Annotated in this window: 15 protein-coding genes; 8 read left to right on the top strand and 7 right to left on the bottom strand. The window is 74.8% G+C overall.

All coding sequences use genetic code 11. The features are described from left to right. Positions 1-24 precede the first annotated feature (24 nt). From AB0H28_RS16135 to crtI, 3 genes are read left to right on the top strand one after another with little or no spacing between them, the layout of a single operon-like run. Positions 25-876 (top strand): carotenoid biosynthesis protein, encoded by an 852-nt coding sequence (locus AB0H28_RS16135; RefSeq protein WP_358039896.1) that lies wholly within the window; start codon positions 25-27, stop codon positions 874-876. Continuing rightward, entirely contained in the window at positions 873-2,000 is a 1,128-nt protein-coding gene (locus tag AB0H28_RS16130; RefSeq protein ID WP_358039893.1) for a glycosyltransferase family A protein, read from the top strand. The genes AB0H28_RS16135 and AB0H28_RS16130 overlap by 4 nt, the downstream gene beginning before the upstream one ends. A 12-nt stretch (positions 2,001-2,012) precedes the next feature. After that, entirely contained in the window at positions 2,013-3,500 is a 1,488-nt protein-coding gene (gene crtI / locus AB0H28_RS16125) for a phytoene desaturase family protein (protein ID WP_358039890.1), read from the top strand. 64 nt (positions 3,501-3,564) lie between these two features. Here crtI and AB0H28_RS16120 read toward each other — a convergent pair whose 3' ends face one another. Then, a complete protein-coding gene (locus tag AB0H28_RS16120; RefSeq protein ID WP_358039887.1) occupies positions 3,565-4,254 on the bottom strand; it encodes a CDP-alcohol phosphatidyltransferase family protein in 690 nt (229 codons plus the stop codon). A 45-nt stretch (positions 4,255-4,299) separates the two neighbouring features. After that, positions 4,300-5,217 carry a methylenetetrahydrofolate reductase [NAD(P)H] gene (gene metF, locus AB0H28_RS16115; RefSeq protein WP_358039885.1) on the bottom strand — a complete coding sequence of 306 codons (918 nt, stop codon included), beginning with the start codon at positions 5,215-5,217 and terminating at the stop codon, positions 4,300-4,302. A gap of 221 nt (positions 5,218-5,438) precedes the next feature. Between metF and AB0H28_RS16110 the strand changes: the two genes are divergently transcribed. Both AB0H28_RS16110 and AB0H28_RS16105 read left to right on the top strand, forming a co-directional pair. Further along, positions 5,439-6,989 carry a helix-turn-helix transcriptional regulator gene (locus AB0H28_RS16110; RefSeq protein ID WP_358039882.1) on the top strand — a complete coding sequence of 517 codons (1,551 nt, stop codon included), beginning with the start codon at positions 5,439-5,441 and terminating at the stop codon, positions 6,987-6,989. A gap of 9 nt (positions 6,990-6,998) precedes the next feature. Next, complete coding sequence (locus tag AB0H28_RS16105) at positions 6,999-8,081, top strand: polyprenyl synthetase family protein (protein WP_358039879.1); 1,083 nt, start codon at positions 6,999-7,001, stop codon at positions 8,079-8,081. Between the two features lie 123 nt (positions 8,082-8,204). Here AB0H28_RS16105 and AB0H28_RS16100 read toward each other — a convergent pair whose 3' ends face one another. Then, a complete protein-coding gene (locus AB0H28_RS16100; RefSeq protein ID WP_358039877.1) occupies positions 8,205-8,585 on the bottom strand; it encodes an Rv2175c family DNA-binding protein in 381 nt (126 codons plus the stop codon). Between the two features lie 143 nt (positions 8,586-8,728). Here AB0H28_RS16100 and pknB point away from each other — a divergent pair, with 143 nt between their 5' ends. Next, positions 8,729-10,711 (top strand): Stk1 family PASTA domain-containing Ser/Thr kinase, encoded by a 1,983-nt coding sequence (pknB, locus tag AB0H28_RS16095; protein ID WP_358039874.1) that lies wholly within the window; start codon positions 8,729-8,731, stop codon positions 10,709-10,711. Between the two features lie 116 nt (positions 10,712-10,827). Then, entirely contained in the window at positions 10,828-11,700 is an 873-nt protein-coding gene (locus AB0H28_RS16090; RefSeq protein ID WP_358039871.1) for a deoxyribonuclease IV, read from the top strand. 127 nt (positions 11,701-11,827) lie between these two features. Here AB0H28_RS16090 and AB0H28_RS16085 read toward each other — a convergent pair whose 3' ends face one another. The 3 genes from AB0H28_RS16085 to AB0H28_RS16075 form a co-directional block, all read right to left on the bottom strand. Continuing rightward, positions 11,828-12,859, bottom strand: coding sequence for a GntG family PLP-dependent aldolase (locus AB0H28_RS16085; protein WP_358039868.1), 1,032 nt, complete (start codon positions 12,857-12,859; stop codon positions 11,828-11,830). A 108-nt stretch (positions 12,860-12,967) separates the two neighbouring features. Further along, the gene (locus tag AB0H28_RS16080) at positions 12,968-14,374 is read right to left on the bottom strand and encodes a class II 3-deoxy-7-phosphoheptulonate synthase (RefSeq protein ID WP_358039865.1); all 1,407 of its coding nucleotides are present in this window, start codon (positions 14,372-14,374) and stop codon (positions 12,968-12,970) included. 90 nt (positions 14,375-14,464) lie between these two features. Further along, the gene (locus AB0H28_RS16075) at positions 14,465-14,950 is read right to left on the bottom strand and encodes a hypothetical protein (protein ID WP_358039863.1); all 486 of its coding nucleotides are present in this window, start codon (positions 14,948-14,950) and stop codon (positions 14,465-14,467) included. Positions 14,951-15,164: 214 nt separating this feature from the next. On the opposite strand from AB0H28_RS16075, the gene AB0H28_RS16070 reads away from it, so the two are divergent. Next, a complete protein-coding gene (locus tag AB0H28_RS16070; RefSeq protein ID WP_358040264.1) occupies positions 15,165-16,148 on the top strand; it encodes a helix-turn-helix domain-containing protein in 984 nt (327 codons plus the stop codon). 96 nt (positions 16,149-16,244) lie between these two features. Here AB0H28_RS16070 and AB0H28_RS16065 read toward each other — a convergent pair whose 3' ends face one another. Next, positions 16,245-17,885: a glycosyl hydrolase family 18 protein gene (locus AB0H28_RS16065; RefSeq protein WP_358039860.1), complete on the bottom strand. Its 1,641-nt coding sequence runs from the start codon at positions 17,883-17,885 to the stop codon at positions 16,245-16,247. Between the last annotated feature and the right edge of the window lie 83 nt (positions 17,886-17,968).

The following is a 17,968-nucleotide window of genomic DNA, read 5'->3' as shown; positions in this document are numbered from 1 at the left end:
CAGTCGCGAACGAGAGGCGGCACGATGAGAGGCGTGCGGCTGCCCTGGGCGCTGCTGGCCGTCCTGGTCCTCGCCCAGATCTGCTACCCGCTCACCGGCGGCGCGACCCGGGCCGGACTGACCGTGGCCACCGTGGTGCTCGGCTGGCTGCTCTCCGTCTGCCACGCGCTGCTCACCCGGGGCGCCCGGGCCGCCGCCGCGCTGGTCGCGGTCGCGACCGGCGGCGGGTTCGCCGTCGAGGCGCTCGGCGTGGCCACCGGGTTCCCGTTCGGCAGCTACGACTACTCCGGCGAGCTGGGCCCGAAGCTGGCCGGCGTGCCGCTGATCATCCCGCTGGCCTGGACCTGGATGGCCTGGCCGGCATGGCTGACCGCGGTCCGGCTCACCCAGGTGTTAAAAGGGGGCCCTTCCTCTACCGGAGGCGTTAAGAAGGGGCCCCTCCTTGCACGGGTCGCGCTCGCGGCGGTGGGGCTCGCGGCGTGGGATCTGTTCCTCGACCCGCAGATGGTGGCCGAGGGCTACTGGACCTGGCTCGACGCCACCCCGGCGCTGCCCGGGCTGCCCGGCATCCCGGTCAGCAACTATCTGGGCTGGCTGGGCTTCGCCGTGCTGCTCGCCGTGGTGCTGCGCCCGCTCGCCGGGCCGGCCGTCGACCGGGTCGACCGTCGCGACGCCCCGATGTTCGCGCTCTACCTCTGGACGTACGCCTCCAGCGTGCTGGCGCACGCGGTCTTCCTCCGGCTGCCCGCGTCCGCGGTGTGGGGCGCGGTCGGCATGGCGGTGGCGGCGGTGCCGCTGGCGGTGGCGCTGTGGCGGGGCCGCCGGGATCGGGCCGTCGCCGCCGATCCCGCGCCGCGGGTCGACGCGCCGGCATGACCGCCGCCCTCGTGCTGGTGGCGGCGGTCGCCGCGCTCACCGGGCACACCCTGGTCAACGCCGTGGCCTGGCTGCGCCGCCCGGCCGCCGGCCCGGTCGAGGTCGCCGAGGCGGTGGCGGTGCTGCTGCCGCTGCGCGACGAGGCCGACCGGGTCACCCCGTGCCTGCGCGCGCTGCTCGCCCAGCGCGGCGTGCCCGGACTGCGGATCGTGGTGCTCGACGACGGGTCCGGCGACGGCACCGCCGACGTGGTCCGCGCGGTGGCCGGCGGCGACCCGCGGGTCACCCTGCTCACCGGCGTCGCCCCGCCGCCGGGCTGGCTGGGCAAACCGCACGCCTGCTGGCAACTCGCCACCCGGGCCGATCCGACGCCGACCGCGCTGGCGTTCGTCGACGCCGACGTGGTGCTCACCCCGTACGCGGTGGCGGCGGCGGTGACCGAGCTGCGCGCGGCGGGCGCGACGCTGCTGTCGCCGTACCCCCGGATCGTGGTGCGGACGGCGGCGGACCGGCTGGTGCAGCCGCTGCTGCAGTGGTTGTGGCTGACGTTCCTGCCACTGCGGGCGATGGAACGCTCGCGGCGGCCGTCGCTGGCCGCGGCCGGCGGGCAGTTCCTGGTCGTGGACCGGGCCGGCTACCTACGGGCCGGCGGGCACGCCGCGGTGGCCGACAAGGTGCTGGAGGACATCGAGCTGGCCCGGGCGGTGAAGCGGGCCGGCGGCCGGATCGCCCTGGCCGACGGCGCCGCGCTGGCGTCCTGCCGGATGTACGACGACTGGCCGCAACTGCGCGACGGCTACACCAAATCGCTGTGGGCCTCGTTCGGGCATCCGGCCGGCGCGGCCACCGTGCTGACCCTGCTGCTTCTGCTCTACACCGCGCCGCCGCTGCTGGCCGTCGCCGCGCTGGCGGCCGGCGCGCCCGCGGTGGCCGGGCTGGCGTCGCTCGCCTACCTGGCCGGGGTCGCCGGGCGCGCGGTCAGCGCCCGGGCCACCGGCGGACGGGCCTGGCCCGACGCGCTGGCGCACCCCGTGTCGGTCGTGGTCCTCGGTTGGTTGACCGTCCGGTCGTACCATCTGCGGAAGCGACGCCGGCTCACCTGGCGGGGTCGCCCGGTCACCTAGGAGGGGCAACCCATGGCGCGCATCGTGGTCATCGGCGCCGGCGTGGGCGGTCTCGCCACCGCCGCCCGGCTCGCCGTCACCGGGCACGAGGTCACCGTCCTGGAGCGGGCCGGCACGGTGGGCGGCAAGCTGGGCCGGTGGACGCACCACACTCCGCAGGGGTCGTGGCACTTCGACACCGGGCCGAGCCTGATCACCCTGCCGCAGGTCTTCGCCGACCTGTTCGAGGCCACCGGCGCGAAACTCGACGAATACCTCGACCTGGTCCCGCTGGACCCGATCGTGCGGCACGTCTTCCCCGGCGGCGGGCCCGCGCTCGACTCCTGCGCCGACCCGGAGGAGTTCGCCGCCCGGATCGGCGCCGCGTTCGGTGACCGCTCCGCCGCCGACTGGCAGCGGCTGTGGCGACGCGCCGCCCGGGTGTGGGCGGCGTCGCACCGGGACATCCTGCGCCGCACCGTGGACTCGCCGCGCGACCTGGCCGCGCTGGCCTGGCGGCTGGGCGACCTCGCCGCCATCGGCCCGGGCCGCACGCTGCGCGGGCTGGGCCGGTCGTACCTGTCCGACCCGCGGCTGCGGATGCTGCTCGACCGGTACGCCACCTACACCGGCGCCGACCCGCGCCGCGCGCCGGCCGCGCTGGTCGCCGTCCCCTACGCCGAGCTGGCGTACGGCGGCTGGTACCTGCGCGGCGGGCTGGGCACGCTTGCCGACGCGCTGCTGTCGCGCTGCCTCGACCTCGGCGTGGTGGTGCGCACCGGCGCGGCGGTCACCCGGATCGACGCCGCCGGCGGCCGGGTGCACGGGGTGCGCGTCGCCGGGTCGGCCGCCCCGGTCCCGGCCGACGTGGTGGTGGCCAACACCGACGCGCTCACCGTCTACCGGGACCTGCTGCCGGACCCGCGCCGGCTGGCCGCGCTGACCGACCGCAGCCTGGCCGGGTTCGTGCTGCTGCTCGGCGTGCGCGGCGACTCCGGGCTGGCCCACCACAACGTGTTCTTCCCCGGCGACTACGACGCCGAGTTCGACGCCGTCTTCGGCGACCCCGGGCGTGGGGTACGCGCCCGCCCGGCGGCCGACCCGACCGTGTTCGTCACCGCGGCCGACGACCCGGCGGTCCGGCCGGACGGCCACGAGGCGTGGTTCGTGCTGGTCAACGCGCCCCGGCACGGCACCGCCGCGAACGCGGTGGACTGGCGGCGGCCGGGCCTGGCCGAGGCGTACGCGGACCGGATCCTCGACGTGCTCGCCGAGCGGGGGGTGGACGTGCGGGACCGGCTGGTCTTCTCGGAGATCCGCACGCCGGCCGACCTGGACGCGGCCACCGGCGCGCCGGGCGGGGCGATCTACGGCACCGCGGGCGGGCTGCTGCGCCCGGCCAACCGGGGCCCGGCCGCCGGGCTGTGGCTGGTCGGCGGCTCCACCCATCCCGGCGGCGGCCTCCCCATGGTGACCCTGTCGGCGGAGATCGTCGCCACCGCCATCGGCCCGGCTTGGTAAGGAGGGGCCCCCTCTTAACGCCTCCGGTAGAGAAGGGGCCCCTTCTCACACCCCGGGCGGGCGGTCAGCCGGCGTCGACGAGCGCGCGGCGCACCGCGGAGAGCAACTGGCCGAGACCGAAGCCGGCGAGCAGCACCCACACCGTGGTGGCCATGGTGATGGTGCCGGCGGTCAGGTCGGCGTCGATCAGCCCGGTGAGCCCGGCGACCAGCAGCCCCACCAGGGCCACGCAGACCCGGGTGGGCCGTTCCCCCACGGTCACCGCGCCGATCTCCCGCATCCCGGCCGACACGGACCGGGCGCGCACGTACTCGTGCAGCCAGGACAGGCCGCCGGCCGCGGCGACCAGCGCACCGGGCGCGCCGAGCAGCCAGAACGCGATCAGCCACGCCACCTCGCCGAGCCGGTCGGCGACCGAGTCGTAGACGTAGCCCAGCCGGGTGGTGCGGTTGGTCGCCACCGCCACCGCGCCGTCGACGCTGTCCGCCACGGCGGCCAGCAGCACGAAGAGCGAGCCCAGGAACGGCCCGTCGCCGGGCCGGTCCACCAGCAGGGGTACGCAGAAGCACAGCAGCACCCCGAACACGGTCACCGCGGTGGGGCCGACCCGCAGCCGGCCCAGCACGAAGCCCACGTGGTAGGCGAAGCGTAGCCAGGCGCGCACCACCGGCGCGGCGCTACGGGGATCGAACCCACCGTGCAGCCGCGCCCACGCGGTCGCGTACTGGTCCCAGTTCAGCTGTGTGCCCACCACAGGACCAACCGTAGAAGGGCGCTGCGGGTGGCGTGTGGCGGGTGGTCACACCCGCGCGTCGGCCCGCAGCAACTGCCAGACCTCGCGGGTCGCGGTGGACCGGTTGAGCGTGATGAAGTGGATCCCCGGCACGCCCTCGTCCAGCAACTTCGCGCACATCTCGCCGGCCTGCTCGACGCCGAGCCGGTGCACCGCCGCGGGGTCGTCGGCGACCCGCTCGAACCGCTCGGCGAGCGCCGGCGGGAACGGCGCTCCGGAGAGCTGCACCGAGCGCGCGATGGTGCCGATCTGGGTCACCGGCATCACCCCGGCCAGGATCGGCGTGTCGCAGCCGGCGGCGGCGACCCGGTCACGCAGCCGCAGGTAGTCGTCCGCGTCGAAGAACATCTGCGTGATCGCGAACTCGGCGCCGGCCCGGCACTTGCGGACGAAGTGCGCGGTGTCGCTGGCCACGTCGGGCGAGCGCGGGTGCTTGTACGGGAAGGCGGCCACCCCGACGCTGAAGTCGCCGCTGTCGCGGACCAGCCGGACCAGGTCCTCGGCGTAGCGGACGCCCTGCGGGTGGGTGATCCACTCGCCGCCCGGGTCGCCCGGCGGGTCACCCCGCACGGCGAGCACGTTGCGGACCCCGACCGAGGCCAGCCGGCCGATCACGTGCCGCAGCTCGGCGACCGAGTGGTTGACCGCGGTGAGGTGCGCCATCGGCAGCAGGGTGGTCTCGGTCGCGATCCGCTCGGTCACCGCGACCGTGGTGTCGCGGGTCGAGCCGCCCGCGCCGTAGGTGATCGACACGAACGACGGAAGCAGCGGCTCCAGTTCGCGGATCGCCTGCCAGAGCAGTTTCTCGCCGGCGGCGGTCTTCGGCGGGAAGAACTCGAACGAGAAGGTGGGGCGGCCGTCACGGATCAGCTCCCCGATCGCCGGCTGGGGATTGGGGAGGACCGAAGGGAGACCGAGCGCCACGGACCGACTGTAACCGGACCGGGGCGGTGAGCCGAGAACCTTCCCAGCCCGCGAACGAAGCGGCCGTGGCGTCGTACCCCGGGGGTAGAAACGACGTCAGCGCGGTGGGCGGCCGACGGCCGGCCCGGGGGCCCGCGCGGGGGTCGCCACGACGGCGACGCGCCGGTGCGGCAACGGCCGGGCGCGCGCCGCCACCCGCGTCGAACGCCCCGGAGGTCCCGATGATCCCGTCCTCGCCGTCCGGCCACCGCCTGCTGGGGCCGCTGCTGGCGGAGCTGCGGGCCGCCCGCGGCTGGAGCCAGCAGCGGTTGGCCGCCGAGATGTGCGCAGCCTCCGGCGTGTCGACGCTCACCCGGCACGAGGTGTCCCGGTGGGAGCGGCAGATACGACTCCCCGGCGACTTCTGGTCCGCCTGGCTGGCCGTCGTCCTCGGGGTTCCGGGAGAGCTGATCGCCGGGGCTGCGGATCGCAGCCGCCGGCTCGGCGCGACGCCGGCGGAAGTCGACGCGGCCGGGTCCCGTGCCCGGCTGGCCCTGCTCACCCTCGCGCACCGTTGGGCGGCCGACCCGACCGGCGGCACACTGGCCGGGCCGCTGACCGGGCCGGCGACCGGTGGGCCGCCACCGGCCGGTCGGGCCGCCCGCGTCGACGGCCTCCCCACCGCGCCGGACGACCGGACGGCCGGGACCGGACCGGCCGAGCCGCGACGGTCGGACGACCTGCTCGACGACCGGCCGATCGAGCCGCGACGGTCGGACGACCTGCTCGACGACCGGCCGATCGAGCCGCGACGGTGGGACGACCTGCTCGACGGGGGTGGGCCGGCGACCCTGCGGCGGTGGGACGACCTGCTCGGCGGGGGCGATCTCGCCGGGCACGGCGCCCGGCGGTTGCGACACGCGGTGCGCGGCCACCGGCTCGCCGGGCCCGTAGGCCGCCGCCGGCTGCTGCCGGCGCTGGCCGAATCGGCCCAGTTGGCCGGCTGGTTGGCCGCCGACGCGGGCGACCTCACCGGCGGCCTGGTGGCCTACCGGTTGGCACTGCGGGCCGCGCTCGCCGCCGGGGACCGTCCCCTGGCCGGGCACGTGCTCGGATCCGCCAGCCATCTGCTGGCCGGCGCCGGCGACCCGGCCGGCGCGCTCACGCTGGCCCGGATCGGCTACGCCGCCGCCCACGCCGACGCCTCCGCCGGGCTGCGGGCGCTGCTGCTGCACCGGGTCGCGCTCGCCGCGGCGCTGGGCGGCCGGCGCCGCGCCGCCGGGCTGGCGCTCGCCGGAGCGGCCCGGACCCGCGTCGGCGAGCCGGGCCGGGAGCCGCCCTGGCTCTACTGGCTCGACGAGGGCGAACTGGCCGCGATGACCGGCCGCACGCTTGTCGCGCTGGGCCGGCCGGAGCCCGCCGTCGAGCTGCTGACGCCGGTGGTGGCCGGCAGTCGGGGCCGGCCGCGCCGGGCGGCCGTCTACGGTGCCTGGCTCGCCCGCGCGCACCTGCGGCTCGACGCGGTGCCCGAGGCGTCCGCGGTGGCCGGCACGGCGCTGCTCGACGCGGTCCGTTCCGGTTCGCCGCGGGCGGCCGGCCAGCTCGTCGGGTTCCGCCGCGAGCTGGCCGAGCGGCCGGCCGGAGCGGCCACCCGGCGCTACCGGGAGCTGGTCGCGGTCGCCCGTCCCTACCTGCCGGTCCCCGGCGCGGCCGGACCGGACCGGACATGGGCGCGGCGGGTCCGGGCGGCGCGCCGGGGCGGCGACGGGGCACGGCCGTCGGGAAGCGACTAGCGTCGGGGCGTGACCTTCGCTGCTCCCGTCTCCCCCGTCGACCGCGCCGGCCTGCGCCAACGGATCGACAAGGCGCTCACCGAGTTCCTCGCCGGCCAACGCGCCCGGCTGGCCGCCGTCGACGACGGCCTGCTGCCGGTCGCCGAGGCGATCGAGGCGTTCGTGCTGGGCGGCGGGAAGCGGCTGCGCCCGGCCTTCGGTTACTGGGGCTACCGCGGTGCCGGCGGGATCGACTCCGACCAGGTCGTCGCCACCCTGGCCGCGTTGGAGTTCGTGCAGGCCAGCGCGCTGATACACGATGACCTGATGGACCGTTCGGACACCCGAAGGGGTGAGCCCGCGGTGCACCGGCGGTTCGCCGCCCGCCACCGCGCGGCCGGCTGGGGCGGTGATGCCGACGCGTTCGGTGACGCGTCGGCGATCCTGCTGGGCGACCTGTGCCTGGTCTGGTCCGACGAGCTGCTGCACTCCGCCGGCCTGGCCCCGGCGACGGTGGCGCGGGCCCGGCCGGTCTTCGACGAGATGCGCACCGAGGTGACCGTCGGGCAGTACCTGGACGTGCTGACGCAGGCCACCGGTGACACCTCGCTCGACCGGGCCGGCAAGGTGGCCCGCTACAAGTCGGCGAAATACACGGTCGAGCGTCCGCTGCTGCTGGGCGCCGCGCTGGCCGGCGCGCCGGCCGAGGTGCACGCGGCCTACTCGGCGTACGGGCTGCCGTTGGGCGAGGCGTTCCAGTTGCGCGACGACGTGCTCGGGGTGTTCGGCGACCCGGAGCGCACCGGCAAGCCGGCCGGCGACGACCTGCGCGAGGGCAAGCGGACCTATCTGGTGGCGGCGGCCCTGGAGACGCTCGACCCGGCCGGCCGGGAGCTGCTGCTGGGCGGGCTCGGCGCACCGGACCTGGACGCCTCCGGGGTGACCCGGCTACGCGAGCTGATCACCGGCAGCGGCGCGGTGGAGCGCACCGAGCGCCGGATCGCCCTGCTGACCGAGGGCGCCCTTGCCGCGTTGAACGCCGTCGACCTGGACACCGAGGCGCGTCAGGCTCTGGTCGACCTGGCCATCGCCGCCACCCGCCGCGCCGACTGACCCCCACCCCACCCACCCCCCACCGATCCGCGCTGATTCACGGAAAGAGTGGGCATTTCACGTGCGATGGCCACTCTTTCCGTGAATCAGCGGGCGGCGGGGGTGGGGGTGGGGGTGGGTGCGTCAGAAGGCGACGGCTTGGGCGCGGCGCTTGACCTCACGGGCCAGGTCGCCGGCGAGCGCGGCGGCCGGGGTGCCGGGCAGGCTCGGGTCCTCCCGGTAGAGCCAGCGCAACGCCTCCTCGTCGTCGTACCCGGCGTCGGCGAGCAGGTTGAGCACGCCGGGTAGGTGCTTGAGCACGTTGCGGTTCGCCACCAGCTCGGCCGGGATCCGGCGGACGCCGTCGCGGCGCACCGCGAGCAGCTCCCGGTCCCGGATCATCTGGTGCACCTTGCTGATCGACAGCTCCAGGCGCTCGGCCACGTCCGGCAGGGTCAGCCAGCCGGCCGGGTCGGTCGGTCCGGGCAGGTCGGCACCGGCCTCGGCGGGTACGGAATCGGTCACCGGACCACCCTGCCACGTGCCCGCCGCACCCTGCGCACGGCACCCCCGCGACCCGCCAGGAAGCGTGCCGGCCCACCCTCGTCGGACCCCGGCGGTAGCATCTTGTTCATCCTTCACCGTCCCGACACATAGACTGCCTGCCGATGGACACACAGGTCGCCGACACGTTGCTGGGCTCGCTGCTCGACGGGCGCTACCGCATTCGCGGTCGCGTGGCCCGTGGCGGCATGGCGACCGTGTACACCGCCACCGACGAGCGCCTGGAACGCACCGTGGCGGTCAAGATCATTCACCCGACCCAGGCGCCGCAGGCGCAGGCCCGGATGGCCGGCTTCGTCGAGCGGTTCACCGACGAGGCGAAGACCATCGCCCGGCTCACCCACCCGAACGTGGTCGCGGTCTACGACCAGGGCATCCACGCCGGCCTGCCCTACCTGGTGATGGAGTACGTCCGCGGCCGTACGCTGCGCGACGTGCTCGCCGAGCGACGCCGGCTCGACCCGGACGAGGCGCTCGCGATCGCCGAGCAGATGCTCGCCGCGATCGCCGCCGCGCACCGGGCCGGCCTCGTGCACCGCGACGTCAAGCCGGAGAACGTGCTGGTCGCCGAGGCGCCCGCCGGCGGCAGCGGCAACCTGGTCGACAGCGTGGTCAAGGTGGCCGACTTCGGCCTGGCCCGCGCCGTGGAGGCCAGCGCCGAGGAGGAGAACGGCAACCAGCTCATGGCGACCGTCGCCTACGTGGCGCCGGAGCTGGTCACCCAGGGGCACGCGGACCCGCGCACCGACGTCTACTCCGCCGGCATCGTGTTGTTCGAGATGCTCACCGGCCGGGTGCCCTACGACGGCGACCGCCCCGTCGAGGTCGCCTGGCAGCACGTCGATCGCGACGTGCCGGCCCCGTCCACCCTGGTCCCGATGCTGCCGCCGGCGCTCGACGCGCTCGTCGCCCGCGCCACCCGGCGCGATCCGGCCGCCCGCCCGGCCGACGCAGGTGCGCTGCTGACCGACGTGCAGGCGGCCCGCGACGAGCTGGGCAACCCGCACGCCCACACCGCCGTGCTGCGCCAGATCAGCGACGACACGGCGGTGCTGAGCCAGGCGACCCAGGTGGTGGCCGCGGTCAGTCCGGTTGAGCGGCCGGCCTGGGCCCGGCTGCCCGAGGGCGGCGGACAGCGCCCGCACCGGCGCCGGGCCGACGAGCCGGAGGGGCTGGGCGCCCGGCTGGCCGCCCTGCGTACCCGGGTCATGGGCTCGCCCCGCGGCCGGCTGGCCGTCGCCGCGGCGGTCGTGGTGCTCGGCCTGGTGGCCGCGCTGGGTGGCTGGTGGTTCGGGGTGGGCCGCTACACGGTCGCGCCGCAACTGGTCAGCATGACCAAGGCCGAGGCGCAGGCGCAGGCCCAACGCGGCGGCTTCACGCTGCGCTACGCCGACCCCCGCTACGACGAGAAGGTGCCGAAGGACACGGTCCTCGGGCAGGCGCCCGGGTCGGCGGCCCGGATCGTCAAGGGCGGCACCATCACCCTGACGCTGTCGCTCGGCCCGGAGCGGCTGCCCGTGCCGGACGTGGTCGGCAAGGACTACGAGCTGGCCCAGGCCGAGCTGAGCGGCGTCAAGCTGGTGCCCGCCAAGGGCGCCTCCCGCTACGACGACGCGCTGCCGGCCGGCGTGGTGCTGGGCACCGACCCGGAGGTGGGCACGGTGGTCAAGCCCGGGTCGAAGGTGACGCTGATCCTGAGCAGGGGCCGCGCCCCGGTGACCGTGCCCAACCTGGTCGGCAAGAACATCAACGAGGCGCGCGGCACCCTGGCGAAGCTCGGATTGACCCCGGAGGAGAACTACAAGGACTCCGACAAGCCGAAGGACGAGATCCTCGGCCAGAGCCCGGCCGACGGCACCGGCGTGGAGGAGGGTGCCAAGGTCAAGCTGGAGATCAGCAAGGGTCCGCCTCAGGTGGCCGTGCCCCGGGTGGTCGACATGCCCTGCCAGCAGGCCAAGCAGACGCTGGAGAGCCAGGGCTTCCCGGTCAACGTCCAGCTCAACCCCAACGGCGTGGTCCGGCTCCAGAACCCGGCCGAGAACACCCCGGTGCCGCCGGGCACCACGGTCACGGTGACCTGCCTGTGAGCGCGAGGAGCGAGCCGGTCCTGCGAGCCCCGCAGTCGCGAACGAAGACAGGCCCTGTGAGCGCGAGGAGCGAGCCGGTCCTGCGAGCCCCGCAGTCGCGAACGAAGACAGGCCCTGTGAGCGCGAGGAGCGACGACCGCCGGCGGGTGGGCTCGCACACCCCCACCTCCGGTGGGTTGGCCCGGGCGGTGCTGCCGTACGCCGAGGCCGCCGCCTCCGAGGTGGTGCAGGTCTACGTGTCCAACTCGCGCGGCTGGGCGCTGCCGGCCGGCGACCCGGCGCAGGACGCGCTGTTCCGCGACGGCTGCGGCGAGCGCGGCCTGCCCGTCTTCATCCACGCCTCGCTGCTGGTCAACCTCGGCTCCCCCACCTCGGCGACGGTCGACCGGTCGGCGGAGACGTTGGCCCACGCGCTGCGGCGCGGTCGGGCGATCGGCGCCGAGGCCGTGGTGTTCCACGCCGGCAGCTCGGTCGACGCCGGGCACGCCGAGGCGGCCCTGCGGCAGGTGCGGGAGTCGCTGCTGCCGCTGCTTGACGACGCCGCGGCGGCCGGCGGGCCGATGCTGCTGGTCGAGCCGAGCGCCGGGGGCGGCCGGTCCCTGGCTTCCCGGGTCGAGCACCTCGGGCCCTACCTGGACGCGGTCGACCGGCATCCGATGCTGGGCGTCTGCTTCGACACCTGCCACGCCTGGGCCGCCGGGCACGACCTGGCCGCCGAGGGCGGCATGACCGCCGCGTTGGACACGCTCGTCGCCACCGTCGGCGCCGACCGGCTGCGGCTGGTGCACGCCAACGACTCGAAGGATCTGTGCGGCTCCACCCGGGACCGGCACGAGAACATCGGCAAGGGCAGCATCGGCGAGCCGGCGTTCGCCGAGCTGATGCGCCACCCGGCGACGGCCGGCGTGCCGGTGCTGGTGGAGACGCCGACAGAGAAGCATGTCGGGCACGCCGCCGACATTGCCACGCTGCGGCGCCTGCACCCCTGACAGTGCCGATGGCCGGACGCCAGCTCGGCGACGTGGCGGTATCCGGCCGGCAGGGATGCCACCACGTCGCCGAGCTGGTGTCGATCAAGCCCCTCGACAACCCCCGGTCGCCGGCTCCCCCGCAGGGTCAGTCGGCGCGCAGGATGGCGGTCAGGATGTCGCTGGCGCGGTCGATCTGGGCGTCGGTGACGTCCAGGTGGGTGACCAGCCGGGCGGTACGCGGGCCGAGCACCGAGATCAGCAGGCCCTCCGCCCGGGCGGCGGCGGCGAGGGCGTGCGCGTCGAGCGGGTGCTTGGTCAGGTCCAGCGGGACGATGTTGGTCCGCACCCCGGTCGCGAGCACCCCGTGCGGGGCGACCGCCTCGGCCAGCCGGGCCGCCTTGGCGTGGTCGTCGGCGAGCCGCTCGACGTGGTGCGCCAGCGCGTACCGGCCGGCGGCGGCGAGGATGCCGACCTGCCGCATGCCGCCGCCCATCCGCTTGCGCAGGAACCGGGCCCGGGCGATCTTCCCGGCGCTGCCCACCACCAGCGAGCCGACCGGCGCGCCGAGGCCCTTGGAGAGGCAGACGGAGAGCGTGTCGAACAGCGCGCCGTACTCCGCCAACGGCACCCCGTCGGCCACGTGCGCGTGCCAGATCCGGGCGCCGTCGCAGTGCAGGGCGAGCCCGTGTTCGTCGGCGACGGCACGCAGCCGGCGCAGCGTCGACAGCGGGATCACCCCGCCGCCGCCCCGGTTGTGGGTCTGCTCCACCGCGATCGCCCGGGTGGGCACCGCGAAGTAGCCGTCCGGCCGGATCATCCCGACGACCACGTCGGGGTCCAGCTCCGCGCCCACCGCCGGCCAGGTCCGGGTGGAGATTCCGGAGTACGCGGCAGCGGCGCCGACCTCGTAGGTGACCACGTGCGCGTCGGCGTCGCAGAGCAGCTCGTCACCGGGTGGGACGAGCAGTTGCAGGGCGAGCTGGTTGGCCATCGAGCCGCTCGGCGCGAACAGCGCCGCCTCGTGCCCGAACCGCGCGGCCACCTCGGCCTCCAGCGCGGTCACGGTCGGGTCCTCGCCGTAGACGTCGTCGCCCACGTCGGCGGTGGCCATGGCCTCCCGCATCCCCGGTGTCGGCCGAGTCACGGTGTCCGTACGAAGGTCGACAAGACTATCCATGGTGTTCCTTTCGGCTGCCGACTGCGGGGCTCGCAAGCTCACTCCTCGCGTCAGCCACTGTTATCTCTCCGGCTGCCGACTGCGGGGCTCGCAAGCTCACTCCTCGCGTCAGCCACGGAGCATCTCCGCCACCAGGAAGGCCAGCTCCAGCGACTGCTGGGTGTTCAGTCGCGGGTCGCAGGCGGTCTCGTACCGGCCGGGCAGGTCGAGGTCCTCGATGCCCTGGGCGCCGCCGAGGCACTCGGTGACGTCCTCACCGGTCAGCTCGACGTGCAGGCCACCCGGATGGGTCTCCAGGCCGCGGTGCACCTCGAAGTAGCCGAGCACCTCGTCGACGATCCGGTCGAAGTGCCGGGTCTTGTAGCCGTTGGAGGACTCGTGGGTGTTGCCGTGCATCGGGTCGCACTGCCAGACCACCTTGGCGCCGGCGGCGGTGACCTTGGCGACGATCGGCGGCAGCGCGTCCCGCACCCGGTGGTTGCCCATCCGGCTGATCAGCGTGAGCCGGCCGGGGACGTTGTCGGGGTTGAGCTTCTCGCACAACTCGATCGCCTCGTCCGGCGTGGTGGTGGGGCCGAGCTTGACGCCGATCGGGTTGGCGATCCGGGAGATGAAGTCGATGTGCGCGCCGTCGATCTGCCGGGTCCGCTCGCCGATCCAGAGGAAGTGCCCGGAGAGGCCGTAGGCCCGGCGGTCGGAGATGCGGGTGAGCGCCCGGTCGTACTCCAGCGCCAGCGCCTCGTGCGAGCAGTAGAGCGTGACGGTCCGCAGGGCTTCCTCGTCGGTCATCCCGCAGGCCCGGATGAAGGCGATGGCCCGGTCGATCTCCCGGGCGATCGCCTCGTAGCGCTCCCCGGCCGGGGACTGCCGGACGAAGTCCTTGTTCCAGTCGTGCACCGCGTGCAGGTCGGCCAGCCCGCCGGCCAGGTACGCCCGGAGCATGTTCATCGCGGCGGCCGAGTTGGCGTACGCCCGGATCATGCGCTGCGGGTCGGCGACCCGCGCCTCCGGCGTGGTCTCCAGCGAGTTGATCATGTCGCCGCGGTAGGCCGGCAGGCCGCGGGCGTCGGTGGGCAGCGACCGGGGCTTGGTGTACTGGCCGGCGACCCGGGCCACCTTGACCACCGGCAGCGACGCGCCGTAGGTGAGCACGATCGCCATCTGGAGCAGGGTGCGGGCGTTGGCCAGCAGGTGGCTCTCGGTGTTGTCGACGAAGGTCTCCGCGCAGTCGCCGCCCTGGAGCAGGAACGCCTTGCCCTCGCACACCAGGGCGAGCCGCCGTCGCAGCTGGTCGACCTCGTAGGGCGCGACCACCGACGGCACCGTGTCCAGCACCTTGCAGACCTCGGCGACCTGCACCGGGTCGCCCCAGGGCGGGGTCTGCGAACGCGGCAGCTCCCGCCAGCGGTCGAGGCCGAGGGCCGCGTCCTCGGCGGAGTCGGCGGTCGGGCGGCTGGTCTGGAGACCGGGGCTGCCCACGGCGGGGTGACTCAACTGATGCCACTCATGGCGCATGCGGGAAAGCGTACGGCGACCGACCGGGCCGGTCGTCGCCGAGGGGGACGATTCCGCTGCATGGGAGATGACCGCCACACCGGCGCCGGGTCAGGGGGTGACGGCGGGCTGGGCGGAGTTGCCGCCCGGCGCCTCGCCGGCGATGCACCAGTCCGCGCCGGTGCGGGTGACCGTGAACAGCAGCGCGCGGGTGGCCGTGCGCGACCCGGCGGCCACGGTGATCGAGGCGCTGACCTCCTGCCCGCGCGGCCCGGTGCGGACGTCGGTGATGGTCGCCTGCGGCACCGTGAAGTGGTCGGCGAAGTCGCCGTTCGGGCCGGTGGCGGCGGTGTCGAAGGCGGCTTGCATGGGCGCACAGAGCTGGCTGCGGCCGGCGGCGGCGTCCCGGGCGGCCAGCGCGTCGAGGTACGCCTGGACCCGTTCCCGACTCTTGGCGGCGGCCTCCTCCGCCGGCGCCCGACCGGTGGGCGCGGCGGCGCTGCCCGCGTCGTCGCTCGAGCCGCAGCCGGCCAGGCCGGCCGGCAGGAGCGCGAGCAGGACGGCGGCGGTCGCCACCTTCCGGTGCTGCTGACCCATCGGTCCCTCCCATCGGCGCCGGACGTCGGGACGTGCCCGACCGGCGAGTTTGTCACAACCGAGCCGCACACCGGTCGCCGGCCTCCCCATCCTCGCCTCGATCGCGCCGCGCGGCCAGGCGGCACGCCTGCCGATTCCCGACCCGGCCGGACGATCACTAGTCTCGGGTGGCGCGCCCGACCCCGACCGCGCCCTTCTGCAGAGGTGACGAGCCATCCTCACCGCGACATCCGTCGACACCGCGTGGCTGCCCCCGGCCGAGCGGTTCGACTTCTGGCGGGATCTCGTCGCCCGGCAGCCGTCGACGGCCACCATCCGCAGCGCGCACGCGGACGACTTCTCCGCCTTCGCGCGGGTGGTCGATCTCGGCACGCTCCGCCTCGGCGTCTGGCGCTACCCGTCCCTGGAGTTCACCCGACCGGCCCATTTGATCGACAGCGGCGATCCGGAGCTGTACCAGCTCGCCCTGCCGCTGTCCGGGCGCGGGGTGATGCGCCAGGAGCGCCGTGAGGGGCGGCTCGACCCGTCCGCGTTCGCCCTCGTCGACACCGTCCGCCCGCACGGCTCCCGGCTGCGCCCGGACGGCGGGGGGCCGGGAGCGGTGGAGACGTTGACCGTCCTGGTGCCGCACCGGGCGTTGCCGTTGGCCCCGCACCGGCTGGCGGGGTTGTGCGCCACCGACATCCCGGCCGGCACCGGGATGGGCGCGCTGCTCGCCGCGTTCCTGCGGCGGATCGTGGCGCATCCGGAGCAGTACGCGTCGGACGACGCCCCGCACCTGGACCGGATCGCCCTGGACCTGATCGCCGGCACCCTGGCCGGGCGGCTGGACGTCGAGCGGGACCTGCCGGTCGACACCCGGATCACCGGGCTCCGGGCGCGGGTCACGGCGTTCGTCCGGCAGCACCTGAGCGACCCGGCGCTCTCCCCCGCCGCCGTCGCGGCGGCGCACCACCTGTCGGTGCGGTCGCTGCACCGGCTCTTCGAGGGCACCGGCACGACGATCGGCGCGCTGATTCGCACCGGCCGGCTGGAGCGGGCGGCCCGGGACCTGGCCGACCCGGGGCTGCGGCGACTGAGCGTGGCGCAGATCGCCAACCGCTGCGGGTTCACGCACCCGGCGCACTTCAGCCGCGCGTTCCGGGCCGCCTACGGGTTGTCCCCCGGCGAGCACCGGGAGCGGGCCGGGCGGGCCTGAGCACGCGGGCGGGGAGGGGCCGGTGCGGCCCCTCCCCGCCGGGTGGGTGGTGCGTCGGCCCTCGGCTCGCCGAGGGGTGGTGCGTCGGCCCTCGGCTCAGCCGAGACCGCCCTTGATGGCGCCGATCAGCTCTCCGTTGCTGGTGTCTCCGGAGAGCTCCCAGAAGAACGCGCCACCGAGGCCCTGGGTCTTGGCGTAGCTCATCTTCCCGCCGATGGTGGCCGGGGTGTCGTAGCTCCACCAGCTGCTGCCGCACTTGGCGTACGCCGTGCCACCGACCGTGGCCGTGGCCGGGCAGGTGTTCTTGAGGACCTTGTAGTCCTCGATGCCGGCCTCGTAGGTGCCGGGCGCCGCGCCGGTGGCGCTGCCGCCGGGCGCGGTCTGGGTCACGCCGGTCCAGCCCCGGCCGTAGAAGCCGATGCCGAGCAGCAGCTTGTTGGCCGGCACGCCCTTGGACTTGAGCTTCTGGATCGCCGCGTCGGACCAGAAGCCCTGCTGCGGGATCCCGTTGTACGAGTAGAGCGGCGAGTGCGGGGCGGTCGGCCCCTGAGCGGCGAACGCGCCGAAGTAGTCGTAGGTCATCGGCATCAGCCAGTTGAGGTTCGCCGCCGCGCCGGCGTAGTCGGTCGCGTCGATCTTGCCGCCGTTGCTGCCGTCGGCGGTGATCGCGGCGGTGACCAGGAAGCTGGAGCCGAACTTGCTCCGCAACGCGGAGACGACGTTCTTGAACGCGTTCGGGCCGCTGTTGTCGCACTGCAGGCCGCAGGCGTTCGGGTACTCCCAGTCGATGTCGATGCCGTCGAAGACGTCCGCCCACCGCGGGTCCTTGACCAGCGAGTAGCAGGAGTCGGCGAACGCGGCCGGGTTCTGCGCGGCCTGGGTGAAGCCGGCCGACCAGGTCCAGCCGCCGAAGGACCAGAGCACCTTCAAGTTCGGGTACATCTTCTTCAGCTTGCGCAGCTGGTTGAAGCTGCCGCGCAGCGGCTGGTCCCAGGTGTCGGCGACACCGTCGACACTGTCCGCCGCGGTGTACGCCTTGTCGTAGTCGGCGTAGCTGTCGCCGATGCTGCACCGCCCGCCGGTGGTGTTGCCGAAGGCGTACAGGATGTGGGTGAGTTTCGCGGCCGACCCGCTGGTGTGGATGTTCTTGACGTGGTAGTTCCGGCCGTAGACGCCCCACTCGGCGAAGTAGCCGACCACCTTCTTGCCGCTGCTCGGCGGCGTGGTGGTGGGCGGCGTGGTGGTGGGCGGCGTGGTGGTGGGCGGCGCGGTGGTCGGCGGCGCGGTGGTGGGCGGGGTCGTCGTCGGCGGCGCGGTGGTCGGCGGGGTGCCGCCGCCGGCGCAGGAGCCGCCGTTGACGGTGCAGTTCAGCGGCCCCTGGTACGCCCCGGTGCCGTTGTAGCCCCAGCTGAAGCTGGCACCGGGCGCGAGCGGTCCGGCCCAGCTCTTCTTGACCGCGACGTAGTGGTTGCCGCTGCGGGTGACGTCGGCGTCCCAGGAGCTGCTGATCGAGGTGCCGGAGGGCAGGTCGAACTCGATGCGCCAGCTACTCACGCTGGCGCCGGTGCCGTTGGTGACGGTGACCCGTCCCTCGTGACCGGTCCCCCAGTCCTGCACCTTGGTGAACGTGGCGGTGACGCTGCCGGCGGCCGACGCGGTGGTCATGGGCACCGCGGCGACCGCGAGCGCGACCACGGCGCCGGTGGCCCAGAGGGCCCGGCGGAGCGATCTCTTCATACGGCGTCTCCCCAAACAGTTAGGAAACTTTCCAGATTGGTTGCTGAGACGCTACTCACGCCGTCATCAGTTCGTCAAGATGT

This window comes from Micromonospora sp. NPDC050980 (genome assembly GCF_040653835.1).
In the GTDB taxonomy this organism is placed as follows: Bacteria; Actinomycetota; Actinomycetes; order Mycobacteriales; family Micromonosporaceae; genus Micromonospora.
This window is presented reverse-complemented; position numbering and strand designations above follow the sequence as displayed.

Excerpts from the sequence above, each read along its gene's own strand:
- crtI (WP_358039890.1), top strand. The coding sequence starts at position 2,013 with ATGGCGCGCATCGTGGTCATCGGCGCCGGCGTGGGCGGTCTCGCCACC.
- AB0H28_RS16110 (WP_358039882.1), top strand. The coding sequence starts at position 5,439 with ATGATCCCGTCCTCGCCGTCCGGCCACCGCCTGCTGGGGCCGCTGCTG.
- AB0H28_RS16135 (WP_358039896.1), top strand. The coding sequence starts at position 25 with ATGAGAGGCGTGCGGCTGCCCTGGGCGCTGCTGGCCGTCCTGGTCCTC.
- AB0H28_RS16130 (WP_358039893.1), top strand. The coding sequence starts at position 873 with ATGACCGCCGCCCTCGTGCTGGTGGCGGCGGTCGCCGCGCTCACCGGG.
- AB0H28_RS16085 (WP_358039868.1), bottom strand. The coding sequence starts at position 12,859 with ATGGATAGTCTTGTCGACCTTCGTACGGACACCGTGACTCGGCCGACA.
- pknB (WP_358039874.1), top strand. The coding sequence starts at position 8,729 with ATGGACACACAGGTCGCCGACACGTTGCTGGGCTCGCTGCTCGACGGG.
- AB0H28_RS16080 (WP_358039865.1), bottom strand. The coding sequence starts at position 14,374 with ATGCGCCATGAGTGGCATCAGTTGAGTCACCCCGCCGTGGGCAGCCCC.
- AB0H28_RS16075 (WP_358039863.1), bottom strand. The coding sequence starts at position 14,950 with ATGGGTCAGCAGCACCGGAAGGTGGCGACCGCCGCCGTCCTGCTCGCG.
- AB0H28_RS16065 (WP_358039860.1), bottom strand. The coding sequence starts at position 17,885 with ATGAAGAGATCGCTCCGCCGGGCCCTCTGGGCCACCGGCGCCGTGGTC.